30 protein-coding genes are annotated in these 20,284 nt (G+C 62.7%); 14 read left to right on the top strand and 16 right to left on the bottom strand.

The window, feature by feature from the left end:
• Positions 1 to 289 precede the first annotated feature (289 nt).
• Positions 290 to 838, top strand: coding sequence for a CreA family protein (locus tag IVB05_RS23140; protein ID WP_247778219.1), 549 nt, complete (start codon positions 290 to 292; stop codon positions 836 to 838).
• A gap of 89 nt (positions 839 to 927) precedes the next feature.
• Here IVB05_RS23140 and IVB05_RS23135 read toward each other — a convergent pair whose 3' ends face one another.
• Positions 928 to 1,176, bottom strand: coding sequence for a hypothetical protein (locus tag IVB05_RS23135; protein WP_247778218.1), 249 nt, complete (start codon positions 1,174 to 1,176; stop codon positions 928 to 930).
• A gap of 385 nt (positions 1,177 to 1,561) precedes the next feature.
• On the opposite strand from IVB05_RS23135, the gene IVB05_RS23130 reads away from it, so the two are divergent.
• The 4 genes from IVB05_RS23130 to IVB05_RS23115 all read left to right on the top strand — a co-directional run bounded on the left by IVB05_RS23130 (position 1,562) and on the right by IVB05_RS23115 (position 3,968).
• Positions 1,562 to 1,717: a hypothetical protein gene (locus IVB05_RS23130; protein ID WP_247778217.1), complete on the top strand. Its 156-nt coding sequence runs from the start codon at positions 1,562 to 1,564 to the stop codon at positions 1,715 to 1,717.
• Positions 1,718 to 1,761: 44 nt separating this feature from the next.
• Positions 1,762 to 2,157 carry a hypothetical protein gene (locus tag IVB05_RS23125; RefSeq protein WP_247778216.1) on the top strand — a complete coding sequence of 132 codons (396 nt, stop codon included), beginning with the start codon at positions 1,762 to 1,764 and terminating at the stop codon, positions 2,155 to 2,157.
• A gap of 97 nt (positions 2,158 to 2,254) precedes the next feature.
• Positions 2,255 to 3,481, top strand: a complete 1,227-nt coding sequence (locus IVB05_RS23120; RefSeq protein ID WP_247778215.1) for a serine hydrolase — start codon at positions 2,255 to 2,257, stop codon at positions 3,479 to 3,481.
• A 37-nt stretch (positions 3,482 to 3,518) separates the two neighbouring features.
• Positions 3,519 to 3,968: an ester cyclase gene (locus IVB05_RS23115; protein ID WP_247778214.1), complete on the top strand. Its 450-nt coding sequence runs from the start codon at positions 3,519 to 3,521 to the stop codon at positions 3,966 to 3,968.
• A 72-nt stretch (positions 3,969 to 4,040) separates the two neighbouring features.
• On the opposite strand, the gene IVB05_RS23110 is transcribed toward IVB05_RS23115, so the two are convergent.
• The 3 genes from IVB05_RS23110 to IVB05_RS23100 form a co-directional block, all read right to left on the bottom strand.
• On the bottom strand, positions 4,041 to 4,295 hold the full coding sequence (locus IVB05_RS23110) for a DUF6719 family protein (RefSeq protein WP_247778213.1): 255 nt from the start codon (positions 4,293 to 4,295) through the stop codon (positions 4,041 to 4,043).
• Between the two features lie 11 nt (positions 4,296 to 4,306).
• Positions 4,307 to 4,459, bottom strand: coding sequence for a hypothetical protein (locus tag IVB05_RS23105; protein WP_247778212.1), 153 nt, complete (start codon positions 4,457 to 4,459; stop codon positions 4,307 to 4,309).
• Between the two features lie 82 nt (positions 4,460 to 4,541).
• On the bottom strand, positions 4,542 to 6,047 hold the full coding sequence (locus tag IVB05_RS23100) for a PLP-dependent aminotransferase family protein (protein ID WP_247778211.1): 1,506 nt from the start codon (positions 6,045 to 6,047) through the stop codon (positions 4,542 to 4,544).
• Positions 6,048 to 6,124: 77 nt separating this feature from the next.
• Here IVB05_RS23100 and IVB05_RS23095 point away from each other — a divergent pair, with 77 nt between their 5' ends.
• Both IVB05_RS23095 and IVB05_RS23090 read left to right on the top strand, forming a co-directional pair.
• Complete coding sequence (locus IVB05_RS23095; protein WP_247786855.1) at positions 6,125 to 6,850, top strand: pyridoxamine 5'-phosphate oxidase family protein; 726 nt, start codon at positions 6,125 to 6,127, stop codon at positions 6,848 to 6,850.
• 56 nt (positions 6,851 to 6,906) lie between these two features.
• Entirely contained in the window at positions 6,907 to 8,184 is a 1,278-nt protein-coding gene (locus IVB05_RS23090) for an ArgE/DapE family deacylase (RefSeq protein WP_247778210.1), read from the top strand.
• Positions 8,185 to 8,281: 97 nt separating this feature from the next.
• Here IVB05_RS23090 and IVB05_RS23085 read toward each other — a convergent pair whose 3' ends face one another.
• Positions 8,282 to 9,073: a cobalamin-binding protein gene (locus tag IVB05_RS23085; RefSeq protein WP_247778209.1), complete on the bottom strand. Its 792-nt coding sequence runs from the start codon at positions 9,071 to 9,073 to the stop codon at positions 8,282 to 8,284.
• A gap of 165 nt (positions 9,074 to 9,238) precedes the next feature.
• On the opposite strand from IVB05_RS23085, the gene IVB05_RS23080 reads away from it, so the two are divergent.
• Positions 9,239 to 9,637 carry a PaaI family thioesterase gene (locus IVB05_RS23080; protein ID WP_247778208.1) on the top strand — a complete coding sequence of 133 codons (399 nt, stop codon included), beginning with the start codon at positions 9,239 to 9,241 and terminating at the stop codon, positions 9,635 to 9,637.
• On the opposite strand, the gene IVB05_RS23075 is transcribed toward IVB05_RS23080, so the two are convergent.
• The 3 genes from IVB05_RS23075 to IVB05_RS23065 form a co-directional block, all read right to left on the bottom strand.
• Positions 9,638 to 10,687 carry a phenylacetaldoxime dehydratase family protein gene (locus IVB05_RS23075; RefSeq protein WP_247778207.1) on the bottom strand — a complete coding sequence of 350 codons (1,050 nt, stop codon included), beginning with the start codon at positions 10,685 to 10,687 and terminating at the stop codon, positions 9,638 to 9,640.
• Positions 10,688 to 10,713: 26 nt separating this feature from the next.
• Positions 10,714 to 11,727, bottom strand: coding sequence for a carbon-nitrogen hydrolase family protein (locus IVB05_RS23070; protein WP_247778206.1), 1,014 nt, complete (start codon positions 11,725 to 11,727; stop codon positions 10,714 to 10,716).
• Between the two features lie 164 nt (positions 11,728 to 11,891).
• Positions 11,892 to 12,845: a helix-turn-helix domain-containing protein gene (locus IVB05_RS23065; RefSeq protein WP_247778205.1), complete on the bottom strand. Its 954-nt coding sequence runs from the start codon at positions 12,843 to 12,845 to the stop codon at positions 11,892 to 11,894.
• A gap of 259 nt (positions 12,846 to 13,104) precedes the next feature.
• Between IVB05_RS23065 and IVB05_RS23060 the strand changes: the two genes are divergently transcribed.
• Positions 13,105 to 13,725 carry a GNAT family N-acetyltransferase gene (locus IVB05_RS23060; RefSeq protein ID WP_247778204.1) on the top strand — a complete coding sequence of 207 codons (621 nt, stop codon included), beginning with the start codon at positions 13,105 to 13,107 and terminating at the stop codon, positions 13,723 to 13,725.
• 163 nt (positions 13,726 to 13,888) lie between these two features.
• Here the strand turns inward: IVB05_RS23060 and IVB05_RS23055 are convergent, their stop codons facing one another.
• From IVB05_RS23055 to IVB05_RS23045, 3 genes are all read right to left on the bottom strand, one after another.
• The gene (locus IVB05_RS23055; RefSeq protein WP_247778203.1) at positions 13,889 to 14,191 is read right to left on the bottom strand and encodes a hypothetical protein; all 303 of its coding nucleotides are present in this window, start codon (positions 14,189 to 14,191) and stop codon (positions 13,889 to 13,891) included.
• Positions 14,192 to 14,279: 88 nt separating this feature from the next.
• Complete coding sequence (locus tag IVB05_RS23050; RefSeq protein WP_247778202.1) at positions 14,280 to 14,579, bottom strand: putative quinol monooxygenase; 300 nt, start codon at positions 14,577 to 14,579, stop codon at positions 14,280 to 14,282.
• A 21-nt stretch (positions 14,580 to 14,600) separates the two neighbouring features.
• Positions 14,601 to 15,278 (bottom strand): DUF2161 family putative PD-(D/E)XK-type phosphodiesterase, encoded by a 678-nt coding sequence (locus IVB05_RS23045; protein ID WP_247778201.1) that lies wholly within the window; start codon positions 15,276 to 15,278, stop codon positions 14,601 to 14,603.
• A 190-nt stretch (positions 15,279 to 15,468) separates the two neighbouring features.
• Between IVB05_RS23045 and IVB05_RS23040 the strand changes: the two genes are divergently transcribed.
• A complete protein-coding gene (locus IVB05_RS23040; protein WP_247778200.1) occupies positions 15,469 to 16,182 on the top strand; it encodes a GrlR family regulatory protein in 714 nt (237 codons plus the stop codon).
• Between the two features lie 39 nt (positions 16,183 to 16,221).
• Here IVB05_RS23040 and IVB05_RS23035 read toward each other — a convergent pair whose 3' ends face one another.
• The 3 genes from IVB05_RS23035 to fabG are packed head-to-tail and all read right to left on the bottom strand — an operon-like array spanning position 16,222 to position 17,465.
• Positions 16,222 to 16,530, bottom strand: a complete 309-nt coding sequence (locus tag IVB05_RS23035) for a hypothetical protein (RefSeq protein ID WP_247778199.1) — start codon at positions 16,528 to 16,530, stop codon at positions 16,222 to 16,224.
• Positions 16,527 to 16,736, bottom strand: coding sequence for a hypothetical protein (locus IVB05_RS23030; protein WP_247778198.1), 210 nt, complete (start codon positions 16,734 to 16,736; stop codon positions 16,527 to 16,529). Before IVB05_RS23030 ends, IVB05_RS23035 begins: the two co-directional genes overlap by 4 nt.
• 48 nt (positions 16,737 to 16,784) lie before the next feature.
• Positions 16,785 to 17,465 (bottom strand): 3-oxoacyl-ACP reductase FabG, encoded by a 681-nt coding sequence (fabG, locus tag IVB05_RS23025; protein WP_247778197.1) that lies wholly within the window; start codon positions 17,463 to 17,465, stop codon positions 16,785 to 16,787.
• A gap of 135 nt (positions 17,466 to 17,600) precedes the next feature.
• Between fabG and IVB05_RS23020 the strand changes: the two genes are divergently transcribed.
• The 3 genes from IVB05_RS23020 (at position 17,601) to IVB05_RS23010 (ending at position 18,680) form a co-directional block, all read left to right on the top strand.
• Positions 17,601 to 17,915: a hypothetical protein gene (locus IVB05_RS23020; RefSeq protein ID WP_247778196.1), complete on the top strand. Its 315-nt coding sequence runs from the start codon at positions 17,601 to 17,603 to the stop codon at positions 17,913 to 17,915.
• Positions 17,916 to 17,991: 76 nt separating this feature from the next.
• On the top strand, positions 17,992 to 18,525 hold the full coding sequence (locus IVB05_RS23015; RefSeq protein ID WP_247778195.1) for a hypothetical protein: 534 nt from the start codon (positions 17,992 to 17,994) through the stop codon (positions 18,523 to 18,525).
• Positions 18,525 to 18,680 carry a hypothetical protein gene (locus IVB05_RS23010; protein ID WP_247778194.1) on the top strand — a complete coding sequence of 52 codons (156 nt, stop codon included), beginning with the start codon at positions 18,525 to 18,527 and terminating at the stop codon, positions 18,678 to 18,680. Before IVB05_RS23015 ends, IVB05_RS23010 begins: the two co-directional genes overlap by 1 nt.
• Before the next feature lie 20 nt (positions 18,681 to 18,700).
• Here the strand turns inward: IVB05_RS23010 and IVB05_RS23005 are convergent, their stop codons facing one another.
• Positions 18,701 to 19,447 carry a tyrosine-protein phosphatase gene (locus IVB05_RS23005; protein ID WP_247778193.1) on the bottom strand — a complete coding sequence of 249 codons (747 nt, stop codon included), beginning with the start codon at positions 19,445 to 19,447 and terminating at the stop codon, positions 18,701 to 18,703.
• A 92-nt stretch (positions 19,448 to 19,539) separates the two neighbouring features.
• On the opposite strand from IVB05_RS23005, the gene IVB05_RS23000 reads away from it, so the two are divergent.
• A complete protein-coding gene (locus tag IVB05_RS23000; RefSeq protein ID WP_247778192.1) occupies positions 19,540 to 19,860 on the top strand; it encodes an MliC family protein in 321 nt (106 codons plus the stop codon).
• A 92-nt stretch (positions 19,861 to 19,952) separates the two neighbouring features.
• Here IVB05_RS23000 and IVB05_RS22995 read toward each other — a convergent pair whose 3' ends face one another.
• Positions 19,953 to 20,150, bottom strand: coding sequence for a DUF2735 domain-containing protein (locus IVB05_RS22995; RefSeq protein WP_247778191.1), 198 nt, complete (start codon positions 20,148 to 20,150; stop codon positions 19,953 to 19,955).
• Positions 20,151 to 20,284 lie beyond the last annotated feature (134 nt).

Genomic DNA, 20,284 nt, shown 5'->3' with positions numbered 1-20,284 from the left:
AAAACCGATGCCCGCTCACGCGCATAATCCTCAAATCCAGATACTCGAATCTACCGTCCTGCTAATCCGTTTGTTGTCGCAGACACGAAAAGCGTTCACCAGCGTAGGCCTTCTAATTCCAGCGCTTTTCGCCCCAATCGTAGCAAAAAAGCCTCACATTCCGTTAAACGGCGCCAGCTCAATCTGACCCCATCCATAAGGCGGTACTACGGCCCTCCAATTCCTCCTGAGCCTTCCTGTGCGGCTTTCTGCCACTACATAGGCGGCGAGCCCTTCAGCGGAGATATCAATGACATCCAAGGCCATCGTTAAGTACGACAAGAACTGGAGAACCCTGGCTTTGGGGGTGCTGGCGCTGATGCTTTGGCAGGCTGGCCCGGCGTTGGCCGCCGACGAGCCCGACCTGATTTTTCGCCGCTCGACGGTCTTCAAGTGGCTAAGTCCCAACGACAAGCTCGCCACCTACGCCGTCGATGACCCCGAGGTCGAGGGGGTGGCCTGTCACTTCACGGTGCCGGAAAAGGGCGGCTTCAAAGGCTGGCTCGGCCTCGCCGAGGAGGTCTCGGATATCTCGCTGGCGTGCCGCCAGATCGGCCCCATCAAGTTCAAGCACAAGTTCGAGCAGGGCGACGACATGTTCCGGCAGCGCCGCTCGCTGTTCTTCAAGAAGATGCAGATCGTTCGCGGCTGCGACACCAAACGCAACGTGCTGGTCTACATGGTCTATTCGGACAGGCTGATCGAAGGCTCACCCAAAAACTCGACGTCCTCGGTGCCGATCATGCCCTGGGGGGCCGCCGACGCCGCGGTTCAGAAATGCGGTGAATTCATCCAGTAAATCCGATGCCATCCAGCATCCGAGATCGGATCCGGGATCCGAGGTCGGATCCGGGATCCGAGATCGGATCCGGGATGAGGGTTTTGGGCTTACCGTTTGACCGGATTGGAATATTGGCGGGCCTCCAGGCCGGGCCCGGCCTTGCGGTCACGGCAGCCGACCAGATGGACGAATTTTTGCGGCGCCGACACATTGCCGCGAAATTCGCTGCCTTGCTGAGACATCGCGCCACAAGGGCTCACAGGATGCTCTGAACTGCCAGACACATTTTCAACCGCCGGCCGGCCGGGTTTGCGGGTCGGGGTGTCATTGCCAACATCGATGTTGCCACTGCCCACGACGGCTATCCTTTGTTGAAGAAGGGGTGACCAACGCACAAGCACACGCAAAGTTGCACGGTGTTCGTTGAATCGGCCGGACCGAGGTTTCGGTTCATCCGATCAGCCAGTGAACGAGGCCGTCCGTGTCGATGAGAGGAGGGCAAAAGCGGCACGAATAGCTGCTTTCCAGCGTTCAGCCTGATCGTCTGAAGTGGGGGTGTCGCACCTGAATTCATTGGATTTTTCCGGCTATTGTTTCGTCCGCTCGAACCGACGAAACAATTCTCCTGCGCGATGAAACCATTTTCCGTTTTTGGCGCAGATGTCCGGAAACAGCCGATGGTTATCAGATGGCCAACGAGACGCCGGGCGCTGCCGGCCACGGACAACCGGAGACAGTCAGATGCGGACCCTCAGCTTCATCCTCGCCTTTGCCTTCGTCCTGGCTGGTCCCTCGATGGCTGGTTCCTCTGACCAGGGTCTGCCGGGCGTCGGTACCTTCGCCTATAATGGCTCGCCGGTTGCGACGACCCAGCCGATGGTCGTGGCCGTCAACTGAGCGTGGCGGATCCTTTGCAAGAAGTTCGCCGATAAAGGCCCTGCATGTTCGTACGTATCTGTTCTGCTATCCTCGCATCCGTCCTTCTCAGCGGCGCGGCGCAGGCTCAGGTCCAGTTTCAGCCGCCGCAGACCTCGTTCCGTTCCCTGTTCAAGATGCCTGATCCGCGCGGCGAGTTCGTTCGCCTCTGCATGCCCCATATGGTCGGACGCTGGGCGCACCCTGAAAGGGTTTGCGGCTGTCTGCACGACTACGCCGCCGCGACCGTGGAAGATGTCGACCTGCGCGAAGCGCTGCTGCGCGGCATCAGCGAGACCGGGGTGCCGACGATCGAGACCGCGTGGGTGCCGCCGTCGAAGCAGTCCGAGATCGGCCCGACCTTCACCAAGATCGCAAAGCCTACGCTGCAATGCATGTTCGAGCCGGCGCCGAACCAGTAAATTCGGCGCGGCTTAGCTCCACATTCCCCGCAGGCTCGACACGCCGGTAACGGCCATTGTAAGCAATGGCCGGTCGACGATCTCTGTGAGCCAGCCAATGCAGCCGGGACTACTCCTGCTCTCCTGCGCGGTGCTTGTCGCGCTGGGCTTGCCAGCCCGCGCTGCGCCCGACGAGGACCTGTTGGGGAAGGCGGCCGGCTACCCGATCGGCTCGCGCACCAACTGGTTTTATGACGAGCACGTTCGGGTCGGATCGTTCAGCCACCTCGACAGCATCCTGCAGCACTACACGCTGAAGAAGGCGGCCTCTCCGCGGCCATTGCCGAAAATTTCCACCGCGCCCAAGATCGAGTATCGGTTCGAACAGCAGACCCGCACGCTTGGCGACTTTCTCGACCATCAACGCGTGACCGGCTTCCTTCTCATCAGGAACGGCGAGGTGCTGGCCGAACACTATCAGTACGATCGCAATGCCGAACATCGTTTCGTTTCGCATTCGATGGCAAAATCCATCGTCAGCATCGCCGTCGGGATGGCGCTGGCCGAAAAGAAGATCGCTTCGCTCGACGATACCATCGCCAGATACGTGCCTGGCCTTGCCGGCAATCCCTATGGCGAGACGACGATCCGCAACATGCTGCGGATGGCGTCCGGCGTGCCGTTTCAGGAAGTCTACGACGGCAAGGACGATCTGGCGAAATTCAACAAGATCCGCTTCTCGCAGGACTCGGTCACGGCGCTGCGCGCCTTCACGACGCGCGAGGCCGGTCAGGGGACGCGTTTTCACTATGCGTCCAACCAGACCGTGGCTTTGACGCTGTTACTGCGCGCGGTGACCGGCACTTCACTGAGCGACTATCTGACGACGCGGCTGTGGCAGCCGATGGGTGCGGAGGCCGATGCGACCTGGATCAGGACAAAGGACGGCACCGAAAGCGGGTCGGGGAATTTCAATGCGGTCGTGCGCGACTATGGCCGGCTTGGAATCCTGCTGGCGAACGACGGGGTCCTCGACGGCAGGCAGATCGTGCCGAAGGACTATCTGCTCGACGCCACCGACTGGCGCCGCCAGCCCGAGGCGTTCGCGCCGCGCAAGGCGACGCCCTATTTCGGCTATGGCTACCAGTTCTGGCTGTTTCCGGGCGAGAAGCGGCGGTTCGCGCTGCTCGGCGTCTACGGACAGTCGATCTTCGTCGACCCCGAGCTCAAGCTGGTGATGGTCATTACCGCCGCGGCGAAGAACGCCAGCGTCGGCAAGGAGCCGCTCGCGCGCGAACGCGATGCGCTGTGGCGCGGGGTCGTCGGCAAATACGGAAGCTGGTAGGATGGGCTCAACGAAACAGATTGCACAGGGGACAACCATGCGCTTCATCATCATCGGCCTCATCGGCATATTGCCGTTCGTTGCTTCCCCGGTTCTCGCCGCCGATGCGGCGACGCAGGAAGCTAACAAGAAGGCCGTGCTCGAATTCTACGATGCGGCGCTCAACCGGAAGGACTTTGACGCCGCCGCGAAGTTTTTCGGGCCGCACTACATCCAGCACAACCCGACGGCGCCGGACGGTATCGAAGGCTTCAAGGCGTTCCTCGGATTCCTGCGGGAAAAATTTCCGGACTCCCGCAGCGAGATCAAGCGCGCCTTTGCGGACGGCGATTACGTGATTGTCCACGTCCACAGCGTACGCGAGAAGGGCACGCGCGGCCGCGCCATCGTCGACATTTTCAGACTGGAAAACGGCAAGATTGTCGAACACTGGGACGTCGTGCAGGAGATTCCGGAGAAGGCCGCGAACACCAACGGCATGTTCTAGGGCATAATCCGGAAAGTGGGTCCCTGTTTTCCCTCGCGACAAACGCGGAACGCGTTTGCGCGGAGATCGCCGCTAGCGCTTCTTAGTCCCCAGCCGCGGAATGCATTTCCGGGTGCGCAGCACGCCGCTCGCAGTCATTTGCGAGCCCATGACTTCCTTGATCTGTCCGGCCGGGCAGGATCCATCGTCGACCAGGGCCCGCTGGCCGAGCCGGAGATCGACGATGTCTTGCTCGCGCGAGAACGTCTGCGCGATGGCGGGCGTTGCGATCAGCCACAGGGCGAGGGCGGCGGGCAGGCATCGGGATTCGGCCTTTGTGAGCGTCAAAGCGGCCTCCCTCACTTGGTCTTGATCTTCAGCCCATCGGGCCCGACATTGATCTGCAGGCCCTCGGGTTCTTGCTTGGCTTTGTAGAGATTGTAGCCGAGCAGACCGACCGCGACGATCAACACGCCGATGACGAGATACAGAACGTTGCGATTGCCGGGCATCCGGTGTTTCCGCCGTGATATTGAATCAGGCATTGAGCTTAGTGACGCGGCGGCGATTCTGATAGGGCGGCCGGCCCGACGGCTAGGTCGACGACTTCAACCGCTTGATCCTGCCGGTTCCGCCGGCGTTCGACGTGCGATTCGCCCGCAATGCCGCCAGCGATGACTTCGCCAGCCGTTCGGCGGACGCGATCAGTTGCGGCAGCGGGTGGCCGGCAAAGCCGAGGACGAAACCGGGAAGGGGGCGCGCGCGAAAATAGGTTTCCGCCAGTAGCCAGCCCGCGACGCCGGCCTCCGTCTTTGCCTTGGCGGCAATCAGCGGATCGGTCGATGGATCGAACCGCGCGACCAGATGCAGGCCCTGCGAGGGCACCGGCACCGTGAGAAGCCCGTCCGATGCCGTCGACAAGGTCGAAGCCAGGACGTCGCGCGCTTCGCGATAGATCCCGCGCACCTTGCGCAGGTTTGCTGCGAACGCTCCGGAATTGAGCATGTCCGCCACCGCGCCTTCCAGCAGCGTGCCGGGGAAGCGGTCGAGCGCGGCGCGGGCCGTCGTCACCGGTCCGACCAGCCGCTCGGGCAGCGCGCAGTAGCCGATGCGCAATCCGGGAAACAGTGTCTTTGCAAACGTGCCCATGTAGATGACGCGCGAGAGGTGATCGATACCGGCGAGCGACAGCAATGGCGCACCGTCGTATCGAAACTCGCTGTCGTAATCGTCCTCGATCACGAAGGCGCCGGCATCCCTTGCCCAGTCGAGCAATTCCAGCCGCCGCGTCATCGACATCTGCACGCCGAGCGGAAACTGGTGCGACGGCGTCACATAGGCCGCGCCTGCCGACGGCGCCAGCGTCCGGCCTTTGGCGACGATCATGCCTGATGCATCGACTGGGACAGAGACGGGGCGCAGGCCGCAATGCCCGATCGCTCTTCGCGCGGCGGGATAGCCGGGATCTTCGCACCATATGTGATCGCCGGGCTTGAGGATCGCGCCCAGCACGATCCGCAATGCGTGCTGCGTTCCCGACGCCAGCATGATCTGGTCCGGATCGCAGCGCAGCCCGCGCGCCGACAACAAATGATCGGCAATCGCGGCGCGCAACTCGCGGCTGCCCCTGGGGTCGCCGTAATGCAGATGCTCGGTGCCGAAAGCGCGCATGCGCCGGCCGGCAAACGACCTGAAGCGCTGCAGCGCCCTTTCATCGATATGCGTGCAGCCTAGCGCCAGCGGGCCTTGTTGCGGCGCCTCGATCGCGATTCTGGTCTTGCGCGCGTCGCTGGCGCGGGTCGGGATGCGTGCGGCGACGAACGTGCCGGAGCCTGTGGTGGCGACCGCAAACCCGTCCGCGATCAGCCGCTCATAGGCCGAGGTGACGGCATTGCGGCGAAAGCCGGTCTGTTTGGCCAGCGTTCGCTGCGGCGGCAGCGGCTCGCCGGGTTTGGCGATCCCGCCTGTGATGGCGTGGCAGAGTGCCTGATAGAGCCGGTGCTGCGAGGAGGCATCCGGCGTCACGTGGGGCCCGGCAAGGTCGAGCGGAAGCTCGGCCTTGCGCCGCACAGCCTGAGAATTGGTCGGAATTTTTCGCATCGAATTGGCACTATCGCAGACCAAATTCGCCGGTACAACTTTCTTCGACTGGGCCAATCCCGACAGGAGCTACCGTGATAACCGAAGGCGAGACCACCACTTCCTACCCGTTGTCACCACGCAACCGGGTCAAGCGCCTGCATGAGCGCGGCTCTTACGACCGAACGACGATTCACAGCCTGCTCGATGCCTCGATGCTCTGCCACGTTTCCTACGTGATCGACGGCCAGCCCTATTGCACGCCGACCTTCTTCTGGCGGGAGGGAAGTAGGCTGTACTGGCATGGCAGCAGCGCCAGCCGCATGTTGCGGAACCAGTCCGACGGTCAGCAGGTCTGCCTCACGGTTGCGCAACTCGACAGTCTCGTGCTGGCGCGCTGCGGCTTCAATCATTCGGCGGATTATCGCGCCGTGATGGCCTTCGGTACCGCCTACCTCGTCACCGATCCGGCCGAGAAGGAGCGCGCGCTGGTCGCTATGGTCGACCGCTTCTTTCCCGATCGGACCGCGACCTTAAGGCAAAGCACGGCGCAGGAGATCAAGGCGACGTCAGTGATTGCGATGGAAATCGAGCAGGCGTCCGCCAAGATCAGGTCGAAGGGCGTCGCCGACGACGACGAGGACTACGAACTGCCGATCTATGCCGAGCGCATTCCGGTGCGCACGGTGCTGGGCGCGCCGGAACCTTGTCCGCGGCTGCTCGACGGCGTCGAGCGCCCAGCGTCGCTGCGTGGCTATTCAGAAGGCCGCCTGCTCGAAGATGCATTGCGGGATGCGCATTTTGCGCATTACGCCGGCGGCTGAGATCGGGGTAGGGTGCGCGCTCCCGACCTCTTCGAATTCCCGACTGGAGCCGCCGCATGACGACCGATACGCAACAAAAAATCCTCGACGCCGTTGACGCCGGCTTTGATGCGCAACTGGCGACGACAAGGGATTTCGTTGCTATCCCCTCGACCCGCGGCGCCGAAGGGCCGTGCCAGGACATGATCGGCGACCTCCTGCGTCAGCGCGGCTATGAGGTCGACGACTGGCATATCGACGTCGAGGATTTGAAGGATCTGCGCGGTTTTGGGCCGATCGAGCATGATTTCTCCAAAGCGCGCACCGTGGTCGGCACTTACCGTCCCGCGAACAATGCCGGCAAATCGCTGATCCTGCAGGGCCACTGCGACGTCGTTCCGGCAGGACCCCTCGATATGTGGGAGACGCCGCCGTTCTCGCCGGTCATCAAGGACGGCAAAATGTACGGCCGTGGCGCCTGCGACATGAAATCCGGCACTATCGGCGCGCTCTATGCGCTGGATGCGATCAAGGCCGCAGGGCTGAAGCCGACGGCGCGCATCCACTTCCAGTCGGTGATCGAGGAAGAGTCCACCGGCGTCGGCGCGCTCTCGACCTTGCAGCGCGGCTACCGCGCGGACGCCTGCTTCATCCCGGAGCCGACCGGCGAGACGATGGTGCGCTCGCAGGTCGGCGTGATCTGGTTTCGGCTGAAGGTGCGCGGTTTCCCCGTGCATGTCTTCGAGGCCGGCGCCGGTGCCAACGCCATCATGGCGGCCTATCATCTGATTCATTCGCTGCAGAAGCTCGAGGCCGACTGGAACGAGCGCGCCAAGGCGGATCGCCATTTCAACGCGGTCGCCCATCCATTGAACTTCAACCCCGGCATCATCAAGGGTGGCGACTGGGCCTCCAGCGTGCCGGCCTGGTGCGACGTCGATTGCCGGATCGCGGTACTGCCGGGCTGGTCGATCGCCGAATGCCAGAAGGAGATTTTGGCCTGCGTGTCGGTGGCTGCACGCGATCATCGTTTTCTCTCCAACAACCCGCCGCAGGTCGAGTGGTCGGGCTTTCTGTCCGAGGGTTATGAGCTGACGAATTCCGCCGAGCCGGAAGCCGCGTTTGCAAAGGCATTTGGCGCGGTCTATGGCGGCACGGTGCCGGACCGCGCGTTCACCGCGCTGACCGATACGCGGTTCTACGGCCTGAACTACAACATCCCGAGCCTTTGCTTCGGCGCGACGGGGGCGGCGATGCACGGCTTCAACGAATATGTCGATCTGGAGTCGCTGCGGAAGTCGACCAAGGCGACCGCGCTGTTCATCGCGGAATGGTGCGGGGTGGAGAAGGTGTAGCAGCCGCTGCCGTAGGGTGGGCAAAGCGAAGCGTGCCCACCATTGCTTGCTGCGGACGCCAGAATGGTGGGCACGGCGCTTTGCGCCTTTGCCCACCCTACGAATTCGTCTCCGGCCACAACGCCTTCACGATCGCATCCAGCCCGTCCGTCAGCGCGGCCGGTCCCGGCTGCAGAATGATCGTCGACTTGATCTCCACAATGCGGTTGTTGCGCACCGCAGGGATCTGGCTCCAGCCCGGACGCTGCTTTATGCGATCCGGCACGACCTTCTTGCCGCACCAGGAGGCGAGGATCACATCCGGGGCGGCTTCGCGCACCACGTCGGGTGCAATGATCCGATCCTTGGCCGCCTGCTGAAAGCGCAGCTTCGGCAACGCGTCCTCGCCGCCGGCGATCTCGATCAGTTCGGATACCCAGCCGATGCCGGAAATCAGCGGATCATCCCATTCCTCGAAATAGACTTTTGGCTTGGGCGAGGGGCGGGGCATTGCCGCGATACGCGCGAGGCGCTCTTCGAAGTTCGTCGCGAGTTGATCAGCACGTTCCGCCGCGCCGACCATGGCGCCAAGTGTGCGGATCATCGCGAAAATGCCGGCGATGTCGCGTTGATTGAAGACATGGACGGCGACGCCCGCCCGCACCAGGTCGGCGACGATATTCGCCTGCAGGTCGGAGAAGGCCAGCACGAGATCGGGCTCAAGCGCCAGAATCTTCGGAATGTCCGCGGAGATGAAGGCGGAAACCCGCGGCTTCTCGCGGCGGACCTGCGGCGGCCGCACCGCATAGCCGGAGACGCCGACGATGCGGTCCTGCTCGCCGAGCAGATACAGTGTCTCCACGGTCTCTTCGGTCAGGCAGACGATCCGGCGGGGTGGGAACTGGCGCATGGCGACGATATGCCGAATTAACAGGGCATTGTCACGGCAGCCATTACCTCGGAAGTCATTGCCTGGCTTACGTGCACCGTCCATGCTTCGATCGGGATCGATGGATCGGCCGCTCGATCCTGTGTATCAGAAGTGCCTTGCAAGAAACGGGAGGACTGCCGGACCATGTCGCTGCTCGACAAAGTCAATGCGATGAAGATGCCGTTCGCGGAGCTGAAGGGCGTGAAATTCACTGAAGTCGAAAAGGATCGCGTGGTCGCGCGTATGCTGGTGCGGCCGGACCTTTGCACGCTGCGGAATACGATTCACGGCGGCGCGGTGATGGCGTTCGCGGATTCGGTTGGGGCTGCGGCGACCGTCATCAACCTGCCTGAGGACGCCAAGGGCACCACGACGATCGAGAGCAAGACCAATTTCATCGGCGGCGCCAAGGAAGGGTCGACGGTGATCGCCACCGCCACGCCGGTGCACCGGGGACGCCGCACCCAGGTCTGGCAGACCCGGCTGGAGACCGAGGACGGCAAACTCGTGGCGATTGTTACCCAGACCCAGATGGTGTTGTAGTCAGGCCGCCTCCACCGTCTGCACGGCGTTCAGCATTCCGGTTTGCGGATGACAATCCACATATTCGAAAAGCTGCTCATCGGTGCGGGCGACGGTGACCTCGTGGTAGAGCCGCAGCTTTGCGGCCGGCCCGAGCGTCGACAGATATTTCATGGCGGCGCCGAATATCCTGACATGGGTCGGGTGCGATTCAGCCCAGCGTTCGAGCGCTGAAAGGCTTTTCCACCAGCTCATGCCGTAGGACTTTTCGGCCGCCGCGCCATCGGCGCCGACGACCGTCATGTAACGGTTGGCATAGCAGCCGATCGAACGACCCTGGTCGCGGAGGAAATCCATGCCTTCCCGCAACACCGGCTCGACATCGCGGAGGTACATCTTGCGTTCGGCGGCTTCGGTATCGCCCCAATCCTGGCCCGACCGGATCAGGCAGAGGTTGTCATGCGGGATGATCCGGATGCGCGCGCCGTCGCGAATCGCGCGGGGCGTGCCTGAAGGCGCCATCTCGCTGGTTTGGGACAACGGGATGCGGTCGCGCATGCCGCCCCAATAGGCGTGCTCCAAAACCTCGCCGCTCATGCCATCGGCGAGAACGGCGACGCCTTCGGGCCTTCCGAGGGATGAGAACAGCGTCTCATAGCCTTGCACGGAGGGGTAAAGCGCCTCGATGAAGGTCCCGAACCCGTTGTTGGTCCGCTGATCGCCGGTCCAGCGCTCGCGTGCGGCCGGAAACCAGCGATCGAATTTTTGCCGGTCATCCCAGTAGGCCACCGAGACAAGGTTGGTGAAACCAGCCTCGTCGACATAGCTCGCGCGGTCCCAATGCGTCGGGCCGTCGACGGTTGCGAAATCCGAAGCGAGCCGCGCCAACGCCTGCTCCGCGGCGGCCGGGGGTGCGCCGCGGGATTGGAGGCCGAAATAGGCCATCACTACCCGCGTCACGCTTGGCTTGTGCCGCGCCACGAAGGACGGGTAGGGCGGCGCATAATCGTCGCCGACGCGGCGGTGACGCGTTCGCGCGGTTTGCAGATGGTCGGGGATCGCGGATTCCATCGGCCTGCTCCTCTCGAAATGAACTGTCAGGCCTGCAGCCTGATTTCGCTCATGACCTCGGCATCGACGGGAAGCGAGAAATGTTCGACGCGGTTGGCGCGTGTGGTGTTGAGCAACAGCCGCGTGACGTCGGGCCGCGAGTAATGCCCGGCCGGATCGGCGGCGTTCTTCGCTACCCCAATCATGCCGAGATCGATATCGGCATATAGAATGCCCTCCTGGTCGGGCGGGAGTTTTTCAGCAAGCGAACTGCCGTCGGGTCCGTAGATCACCGCGTGGCCGCCGCCGGTATGCAGGAAGGCGTGCTTTTCGGGGGAGTCGCAGAGCTCTTCGATCATCGCCTGCGAGACGACCGCGCAGGGGCCTAAGAAGAAGCAGGAGCCTTCGACTGCATAGACCTTGCTGGCGGCGTTGTTGACCTCATGGCCGAGCGCGTGCGCGAACGGATCGTACAGCGAAAAACTCGGCCAGGCGCCGACATGCACCTGTTCGTTCTGGGCATACATCGCGTATTTCGACAGCGGCTGCAGATGCTCCCAGCAGCACAGCGCGCCGAGCCGTCCGACGTCGGCGCGATCATGCACCGCGAGGTCGCTGCCGTCGCCTTCGCCGAACACGGTGCGCTCGGCATGGGTCGGACGCAGTTTCCGGCGCTTGGCGATGGTTTCGCCGTCGGGCCCGATCAGCCATTGCGCGATATAGAGACTGCCTCCGTCGCGCTCGGATAGTCCGAGCACGGCGGTTAGCTTGGCGCGCTTTACGGCGTTGCGGATCTTTTCTGCCTGCGGGCCGTCGAAGGCGAGCGAATTGTCAAAATAGCGCTGCACAAAGCCGCGGCCGATCGCCCAGGCGGGGGCGCCAAGCCATATCTGCCACGGATATCCGGGAATGAAGGTCTCGGGAAATGCGATCAGCTTGGCGCCTTGCGCGGAAGCTTCCTCGATCAGCGCGATGGTCTTGTCCACGGTGGCATCGAGATCGAGAAAGACCGGCGCCGCCTGAACCACCGCCACCTTGTATTTCTGATGAACCAGACCCATCGCACCATCCTTTTCGCGTTGGCGACCAACAATCGCTCGGTCCAAAGCCTACAGCCATGGCAACGCGCGCCGCTTGTCTGCAGCGGAACGAAAACTTGTCTTAACGCGCAGATGGATGCCGAATGCCTGTGGCGTGGCAGGAAGGGCGGGCCGAGTGGAAGGCGTTACTGGCGCGGCTGCTCGCGCCATTCGCGCGGCGAGACGCCGAACCGCTGCTTGAAGATGCGGCTGAAATGCGCGAGGTCGTTAAAGCCCCATGCGAACGCGATCTCGCCGATGTGCCGGGCAAGGTAGGCGGGGTCGGCAAGATCGCGCTTGCAGCGCTCCAGCCGTTGCGTCTGGACGTAGGTGCGGAACGAGGTCTGTTCGGCGGCCATCAAATCGCTGGCGTAACGCGGCGAGATTCCTGTCGCCGCCGCAGCGCGCGGCAGCGATAATTCGGGATCGGCGAGATGCGTCAGGATATGATTCTTGAGGCGATAGAGCAGCGCCGACCGGTGGACCGACTGGTCCGGCAGGCGCGCGTGCAGCCTGTCGGCAAGCGTCATCGCGAGCAGGTCGAGTGTCTGGTCGAGCAGGCGGCTTGCCGCCGCGGCATCGACCTGCTCGATCGTCCGGCTCACATTGCGCGCGAAATCATAGGTCAGCCGTTCGAGCGGACGATCGCCCGCAAACGTGGTCGCCGTCAAACCATTGAACGAACCGACGCGCTGTTGCAGCAGCTTGCGCGGCATCTGGAAGATCGTCTGCGAAAAACTGTCGTCAAAGCGCAATTCGTAGGGGCGGGTGGTGTCGTAAAGGACGAATTGCCCGGCGGAGACGACAGCCTCGCGGCCGTCCTGGAAGACGCCGTTCACGCCGTGGTTGCCCAGCGCCATCAGCACGTAATCTTCGCTGGAGCGGGCTATTCGCGACGGCGTGCGGAAGACCCGCTGGGCGGTGGAATCGACCTGCGTAAGCGCCACCGGTCCGATTCTGCATTGCGACACCGCCCCCCAGAACCCGCCGCGCATGTCCGATTTGCAGTCGAGGCCGACGAACGTGTCGCAGACGATGTCTTGCCACACCGCCAGCCGGCGTTCCGGAAGGCAAGAACTGGTGTCGAGCACGACAGCCACGACGGACCTCCGCGAACCATCCGAGTGCGTTGTGTAAGCCAAGCCTGTTCAGAAATAAGCAATCCCCGTGCCCAGTCTGCGCCGGGTGCCCAGCCTTCACAATTGGTTAATAGAGATGTCACTAAGCCGCTGGAATGATTGCCATTATTTAAGGCAGTACACGGACAATCCGGGCTTGAATTTCATGCTGCGATGCACAATATAGATGGTCTAGGGATTCGACGCCTCCTCGAGGGCTTCTCTCAGAGGAGTTTAGGATATGTACCTCACCCATATCGCGGCCGCGCTCGCCAACTCTAGCGTGCGTACGCTGAGCCAGCAGGAAGAATTGCCGCTGTTGCGCGATCACCTGCTGCGGCTCGACCGCACCAGCCGCCGCGACCGTTTCCATGGCTTCATGGACGACGGCTTCATCGAGCGCTACGCCGAGAAATGCGCCAATGACGGCACGACCATCATCGCCTTCTTTGAAAACGGCGTGGTTCGGGGCGCGGCGGAACTGCATCCGCCGGACCAGTCACCTGATTCGCTTCCCGAGATCGCGTTCAGCGTCGAAGCGTCAGTGCGTCGGCGGGGCGTCGGCAGCATCCTGTTTCGCAAGCTGATCACGGTGGCGCGCGCCAAGGGCTACAAGAGCCTGCGGATCACGACCGGCGCGCAGAACGAGCCGATGCGGGCGCTCGCCAACAAGTTCGGCGCGCAGCTGGTGTTCCGCCACGGCGAATCCACCGGCACCATCGACCTGACGAAACAGGATCACACGGAGCTTGCGACCACCTGGACGGACAGCACGCTGAATGCCGCGCGCACGGTCGCGAATATGAACCGTGCCTATTGGCGGATGCTGCTTCGGATGTATGGCTGGGGTCGCGCCGCCTGAGCGGGGCGTTCAATCAGGGCAATTCGCTGAAGTTTAGTCCCGCAAATTGCCCAAAACTTTTTGAGCCCGGTTCTGATTGAATCAGAACCGGGCTCAATTTTTTCGTCTTGACGCGTTTCTTTACGCGAACCGGTATCTAGTTCGCTCAAAAACGCTCCGGGCTTCAGGTGCCGGTGCGCTTGTCGTTGCCGAATCGTCTGACAACGCGGCGCTCGACCACGACGGCGCGCTGGGCACCTTGCTCGCCCGCGATGATGCGGGTGGCCGATCGCGCTACCGCGCGGCCGGTCTTCTTCACTTCAGCCAGCACTTCCTCAAAGGGCAGGCCCATCAGCGCGGCGGCGATTTCCGCCTGCTGCTGCTGATCGTCGGTGATCCCGACCGCGGCGAAGATTGCCTCCTCCAGCGTCGGCGGATCCCGCCGCACGCGCCGTGTGCCGTATTTCGTGTTCCAGTCTTCGCTCATCGGGGCCTCGCAATCTGATTGCGGAGATACCTAGGTGCCCGCATGCTGCATTGCAATATGAATTTCGCATGGCAATACAGCCATGCATCTACAATCTCTCAAGTCTGGTAGCGTCATACAGTTCGATGGTGGTGGCCTGATCCGCGAGCGATTGCAGCGCGCGGACGAAATCGCGCGAGGCGGGGACCGCAAAATGGGTCAATAGGGCGGCGCGATCGGCCCATTGCTCGAAAAACACCAGCCGCAACGGATTTTCGCAATCGACACTCACGGCGTGGGAAATGCAGCCGGGCTCGGTGCGCGAGCGGTGGACGTGCTCGAGGCTCAATCGGCGGACTTCGTCAAAACTGTCCGCACGCGCGGTTACGCTGCCGGTCACCACGATCATGATACCCTCCTGTTCTCGCCGTCATGGCGCGGCGGCGGTCAGTTCAAGCGGCTGCTGCGGCCAGCGTTTCAGGGCGGCATGTCCGGCATCGGTCAGCACATAGATGCCGCGCTCGGCGCGGTCGAACCAGCCATAGACGTTGTGCAGGAGGATCTTTCCGGCGTCGGGAATCTCGCTCCGCAGATCCCTGACGCGTCGCGGCCCGCCAGACAGGGCCGAGGCGCAGGCCAGCGCCTGCTGCCGGTAGGCCGTCATGATCGGCGCGCGCGTCGAGCCGCCCAGGACAGGATCGCCCTTGCGCTTCTGATGCTCGGCGACCAGCCGCGACCGCTTTTTGGGATTGCGGCGAGGGGCTGTCGTCGCGGGCTGGACGATCACCTCGACATCGCCGGTATTGGTGACCGCCAGCATGCCGAAACCGAGCCGGCGGCAGAGATTGCGATAACGCGCGTCGCTCTCGCGGCCCTTGCCGCGGGCAGATAATTTGGCCGCAAGCCAGACCTCGTCGGCAGCGCCGGCGCGATCGACCGCCTGCAGGATCAGTTCCAGGTTGAAGGAAAGCTTCAGTTCGCCGATCACCACGATCGGCGGATCGTCACCGCTCAGCGCCACCAGATCGCAGCCCCCGACCTCGCCCTTGACGGTGAAGCCGAGCTTTTCGAGGAAGCGTTTGACGGGCAGATACAGCGCGGTTTCCAAATTTCGCTCCGGCGGCGCAGGCAGCCGCGACTCAATCCCGCGGACTCTAGCCGAATTCCGGCAAAGCGTTTGATCGGATACCACGGCAGCGGCTATTGTCGGCGCGGGACAAGACCAACGGCAATTGAGGGAACCTGCGATCGATCGTTCGCGGGTCACTGGCTTTTGTCGATTCCGGAGTGAGCAGGGCGTGCTGCAAGGATTGTACAAATTCCGTTTCACGACGGAGCGCGGGGAAGGTTCCGGCGTGATGTTCGCCACGGCGGGCGGCAGGCTCTATGGCGGCGATTCCGGCTCTTCATTCGTCGGCCATTTCACCGAGGCCGACGGCGTCATCTCCGCCGAATGCGTGATGTCGCGCCATTACCACGATCCCGGATATGTCCCGATGTTCGACGCCGACAATATCGCGATGAATTTCACAGGCGAGCGTCGCGGGGAGGAAGTTCACTTCGAGGGCGGCAGCGCAGCCTTGCCGGGAGTCCGGTTCACGACTGTCCTGACCCCGATCAACGATTCCGACGCACCGCCGCCCGGTGCGGTCGGCCCCGACGGGATCGGTAACGGGCTCTACTCCATCCACATCCGCATGCTCGACGGCATCGACGCCGGTAACACCGGTGTCATGATGCTGCACGACGGCCGCATCCGAGGCGGCGACGCGTTCTTCGACTATGTCGGGGCGTACACGGCGGCGAACGGCAGATGGAAAGGCGAACTCGTCAATCGCGAGCATACGCCCTCCAGAAGCGAGCGGCCGGTGTTCGGCGGCCATGAAGTCGGTATCGGCTTTTCCGGCACGTATGACGGCAATGGCGCGGAAGGCGAAGCCACCGCGCTCGCCGGCAAGCGCAGCATCCGCTTCAAGGCGGTGCTACGAAAGCTGGTGGATGTAGAGGGTTAGCCGATCAAGCGATCGTAATCGGGCTTCTCGGAATTGGGACTAGTACTCGGGTGGAAGCGGCGGCTTTGGTCGGTTCAACATCCTGTTCAGCTCGCCCGAAAAAACGAGACAGATAATCATCAACGCGCCCGAGACGATCATCGTCCGTATCAAATGTCGGCTAAATTCCGCGTCCTTTGGTGAAGTGTAGACAACGATGCCGTTCACTGTGAGCCCTATTTCGAACTGCGGGAAGTTGGGCCATCCCACATAGTTCATCTGTAGTTCAGCCCACCAGAAAAAACCGATGACCAGCACGATGCCGGACGCTTGCCCGATCCGATAGAAGGCCCTTTGGTATGTTGTCATGTTGATCCCGCCTTGAGGAACGTTCTTGCGCGATAGGCTGCAATAGCTTCCTCTGCAACGGCGTCGAGTTGGCCGCTTTGGGCATCCCGCCCAATGGCCGCATCGAAGTTTTCGGCGTCGAACGCCTCAAACCATTCGCGGAACCGTGCCAGTTCCCAGGCAGGCAATTGCGTAATGGCTTCTTGAATGTTCTCAACGGTTGTCATTGCTAAAATATAACACCGATAGGCGAAGCGAAAAGGTGTGTAAGCCCTCTAAACCCTACCGCTCACCGGCAGCAGCGCGCCGGTGACGGCGCTGGCCGCGTCGCTGGCGAGGAACAGGATCACGTCGGCCAACTCTTTCGGCGTCACCCATTTGGTGAAATCGGCTTTCGGCATGCTGGCGCGGTTGGCCGCGGTGTCGATGATCGACGGCAGCACGGCGTTGACCGTGATCTTGCCTTTGAGTTCGGCGGCGAGCGCCTCGGTGAGGCGATGCACGCCGGCCTTGGAGGCGGCGTAGGCGCCCATGCCACTGCCCGCCTGCAGCGCGCCCATCGCGCCGATATTGACGATGCGTCCAGTGCCCGACGAGATGAGATGCGGAATCGCCGCGCGCGATGCGTTGAGCGCGGTCATGACGTTGAGCGCGTACATCCGCTGCCACGTTTTGGGATCGCCGTCGGTCACTGTCTCGAATGCGAAGCCGCCGGCGATATTGATCAGCGCGTCGAGCTTGCCGAAATGCGCCGCGGCGGCCGCGATCGCCTTGCCGGCCTGGGCTGTATCGGTGAGGTCGACGCCGCCGAGCTCGAACAGATCGGCCGTGGCCGGGGCTTGCGTCGGCGCATGATCGACGCTTGCAATCCGGGCGCCCCGCGCCAGCGCTTCGTCCACGACCACCCGGCCGAGCGCACCCAGCGCGCCCGTCACGACAATGACTTTTCCGTCCATGAGGGCCTCCGCCTGCCGGGAAACGGGAGCGCACCATATCAGGAGTTTTTCACTGGCATGCGGCGAATTCTGCATGGAACGATCTGTCTCACGCGCCCAAATTGCCGCGAGCCGCGCCCATCCGGAGGAAGCGAATTGCGTAAGACTACGGAATGGGGCGGAATCGATAAAATTTGCCGGAGTTCTGTAAGCCGTTTTCAGAATCCGTTCGGTACAACCGGATACCAACAAAAGGCAGGGGGATTTGTCATGGGTTTGCCGGATCACGGTTTACCGCTTGTTCAGCTTAAGGAGCAGCGGCGCGACCTGGTCGTAGCGCTGCAAAATCGCAGCGGTCCGGTTTCGAGCTGGGAATTGATGCAGATCGCAGCGATCCAGCAGGCGATCTCGGCGTTCGAGGACGTCATCGCCGACCTCGATGCCGAAATGGAAATGGAAGCAGCGGCCTAAAGCCGTAGCGAGCCGCACGGCCGCCAAATCCGTCCGCCGCTTTACGGAGCAGGCGGCCGGAGCTTAGGATCGAACCGTGCGCAACGCTTTGAGATTTGCGGTCGTCCTCCTCGCATTGTACGCGTCGCAAACGGCCGCGGTGCGGGGTGAGGCCTGCATCGCCGATCAACGTGGCAGCCTCGTCTGCGGTGCAGGCAAGGGCGCGTTGCGGGTGTTCGCCAACACCACCTCGCCATCCAAAAATTATGCGTTCGCCTGGCGGACCGCGCAGGGCCTGCCGTCCGGCGACGATGTTCCCAACGACGTCGAAAATGTCCTGGTCCGTGTCACCGATGGCGCGGTGCTTGCCACGCTTGGCGGCACCTATTGGGAGACCGGCGGGACGCGGGCGAACCGCTACGATCTGCTCGCGGCCTGGTCTCCGGACAGCCGGGCGGTGATCGAGGTCGCGAACAGCCGCTGGGACAGCGATTCCTTTGCCTATTACCGGATTGATGGTGCGACGGCGACCAGGCTCGATCTACGTGCGCTGGTCGAGCCTGTCATGACGGCCAGGTTGCCGCCGCGAAATCGCCAGGGTAATTCCTTCCGCGCGAGGATCTGCCGGTGATGCTCGATGCGCGCGGCCGCGTGCGCTTTACCGCGATGCTCTATGTGCCCAAGGGCGAAACCAGCAACGACTACAAGGTGCAGGTCAACGTCAGGACGACAGGTGGCAAGCCGTCCGCGCAGGTCGTATCGTTGCGGCGGGTGAAGGCGGATTAGGTCAGCGCTGCAGATCAGTCTCAGTCTTGCAGATAGCGCGCTTCGAGATGGGCACGTTCGGCTTTGCCGAGACCGAGGCCATCGCGGAGATAGCTTTCGAGATCGCCATAGTCGGCGTCGATGGCCTCGAACGCGGCGGCGAGGAACGATGCCTGCACCGAGCCGAGCACCTGCCTGATATCGTCGGGCAGATCGGTGCTGTGATTGGGATCCCTGCGGTAGAAGCGGTTGGTCAGGAGATAGTCTTCCGAGATGATGTCGTCGGCAACGCCAAGCGTATGCAGGATCAGCGCGCACGCAAAACCGGTGCGGTCCTTGCCGGCGGTGCAATGGATCACCAGCGGCGCGCGATCTTCCAGCAGATGGGCAAACAGCGTGCGGAAATGCTGCGTGTTGTTCTGTACGTAGCCGCTGTAGGAATCGCGCATCACCTCGACGGCGTGGTCCGTCGACAGCGGCGTGCCGCTGGCCGCGATGGCGCGCAGCGCCGCGACGACAGTGGGTTCGACCGGCAGCGAATGGACGGTGATTTCAGGCATGCCGCACAGGGCGGCGGCGCGTTCCTCGGTGCCGCGAAAGTCGAACGCGCTGCGGACGCCCAGCTCCCGCAGGACGGAGACATCATCGTCGGTGAGATGGCCGAGATGGTTGGAGCGGAAGATCTGCCGCCAGCGCACGGTCCGGCCGTCGCGCGTGGGATAGCCACCGAGATCACGGAAATTGCTGGCGCCGGAGAGATTGAGATGGCGGGCGGGGGAGGCTGACATTGGCTGGTTCGAATGATCTTGAGTGGCGGAGGGGGGAAGGGCATGTCGTCCGCTCCCGTCTCGTCTATACTGAACCATGCAGGGGGCCAAACATGAATTGTCGCAGGAATACGATTTTTGGCGCTGCGCTATGCGTCGCGGCGCTGGCGACCGCACCGACGGCCGCGTTCGCACAGTCGACGTTTCGGAACTATCGCTGCGCCGACGGGGCGCAATTCATTGTCGGTTTTTTCCAGTACGATTCCCGCGCCCATCTGCAGCTCGACGGCAAGGCGCTGACTCTGCCCAAGCGCGTGGCGCTGTCGGGATCGCGCTACCAGGCGAAGGGCGTGACCCTGAGGATCACCAAGGCCGGGGTCACAACGCTCAAGCATGCCAAGCGGCCGGTCACCACATGCGAGCAGCAGACATGAAAAAGGGCCGAAACGGCGTTGTTCCGACCCTTTTTAGTTCACCGATCGCGCCTCACTGATCGGGCGCGTCCCTGCCAAACACCTCCCGGACATCAATGGTCGCGCCCGCTCTTTTCGTCCTCGATGGCGGCGGCGTGGTACCAGCTGTCGCTGCAAGCCGCGAGGTTGGCCGGCGGGGCGGCAAACTCGGTCTTGGCCTCGCCATAGCGACGCCCGCCGAGAGCTGCACGGCCCCCGGTTGGGAATTGATAGATCCTTGCGGATCCCTGATTCAAACCTGGATTCATCATTTCGGTCTCTCCTTTGTCGACGCGACAGCCTCCATGGTGCGCCCGACTCGTTCTCTACTGGTTACATAAGTCGATATTGTCGGTGCCCCGAGTGGGTGCAAGGTGATCAAGAGAACGCCACTTTCTGTCTAATT

The organism is Bradyrhizobium sp. 170, from assembly GCF_023101085.1.
Lineage (GTDB): Bacteria > Pseudomonadota > Alphaproteobacteria > Rhizobiales > Xanthobacteraceae > Bradyrhizobium.
The sequence above is the reverse complement of the archived record's forward strand: the minus strand, read 5'-3'. Positions and strand labels throughout refer to the sequence as shown.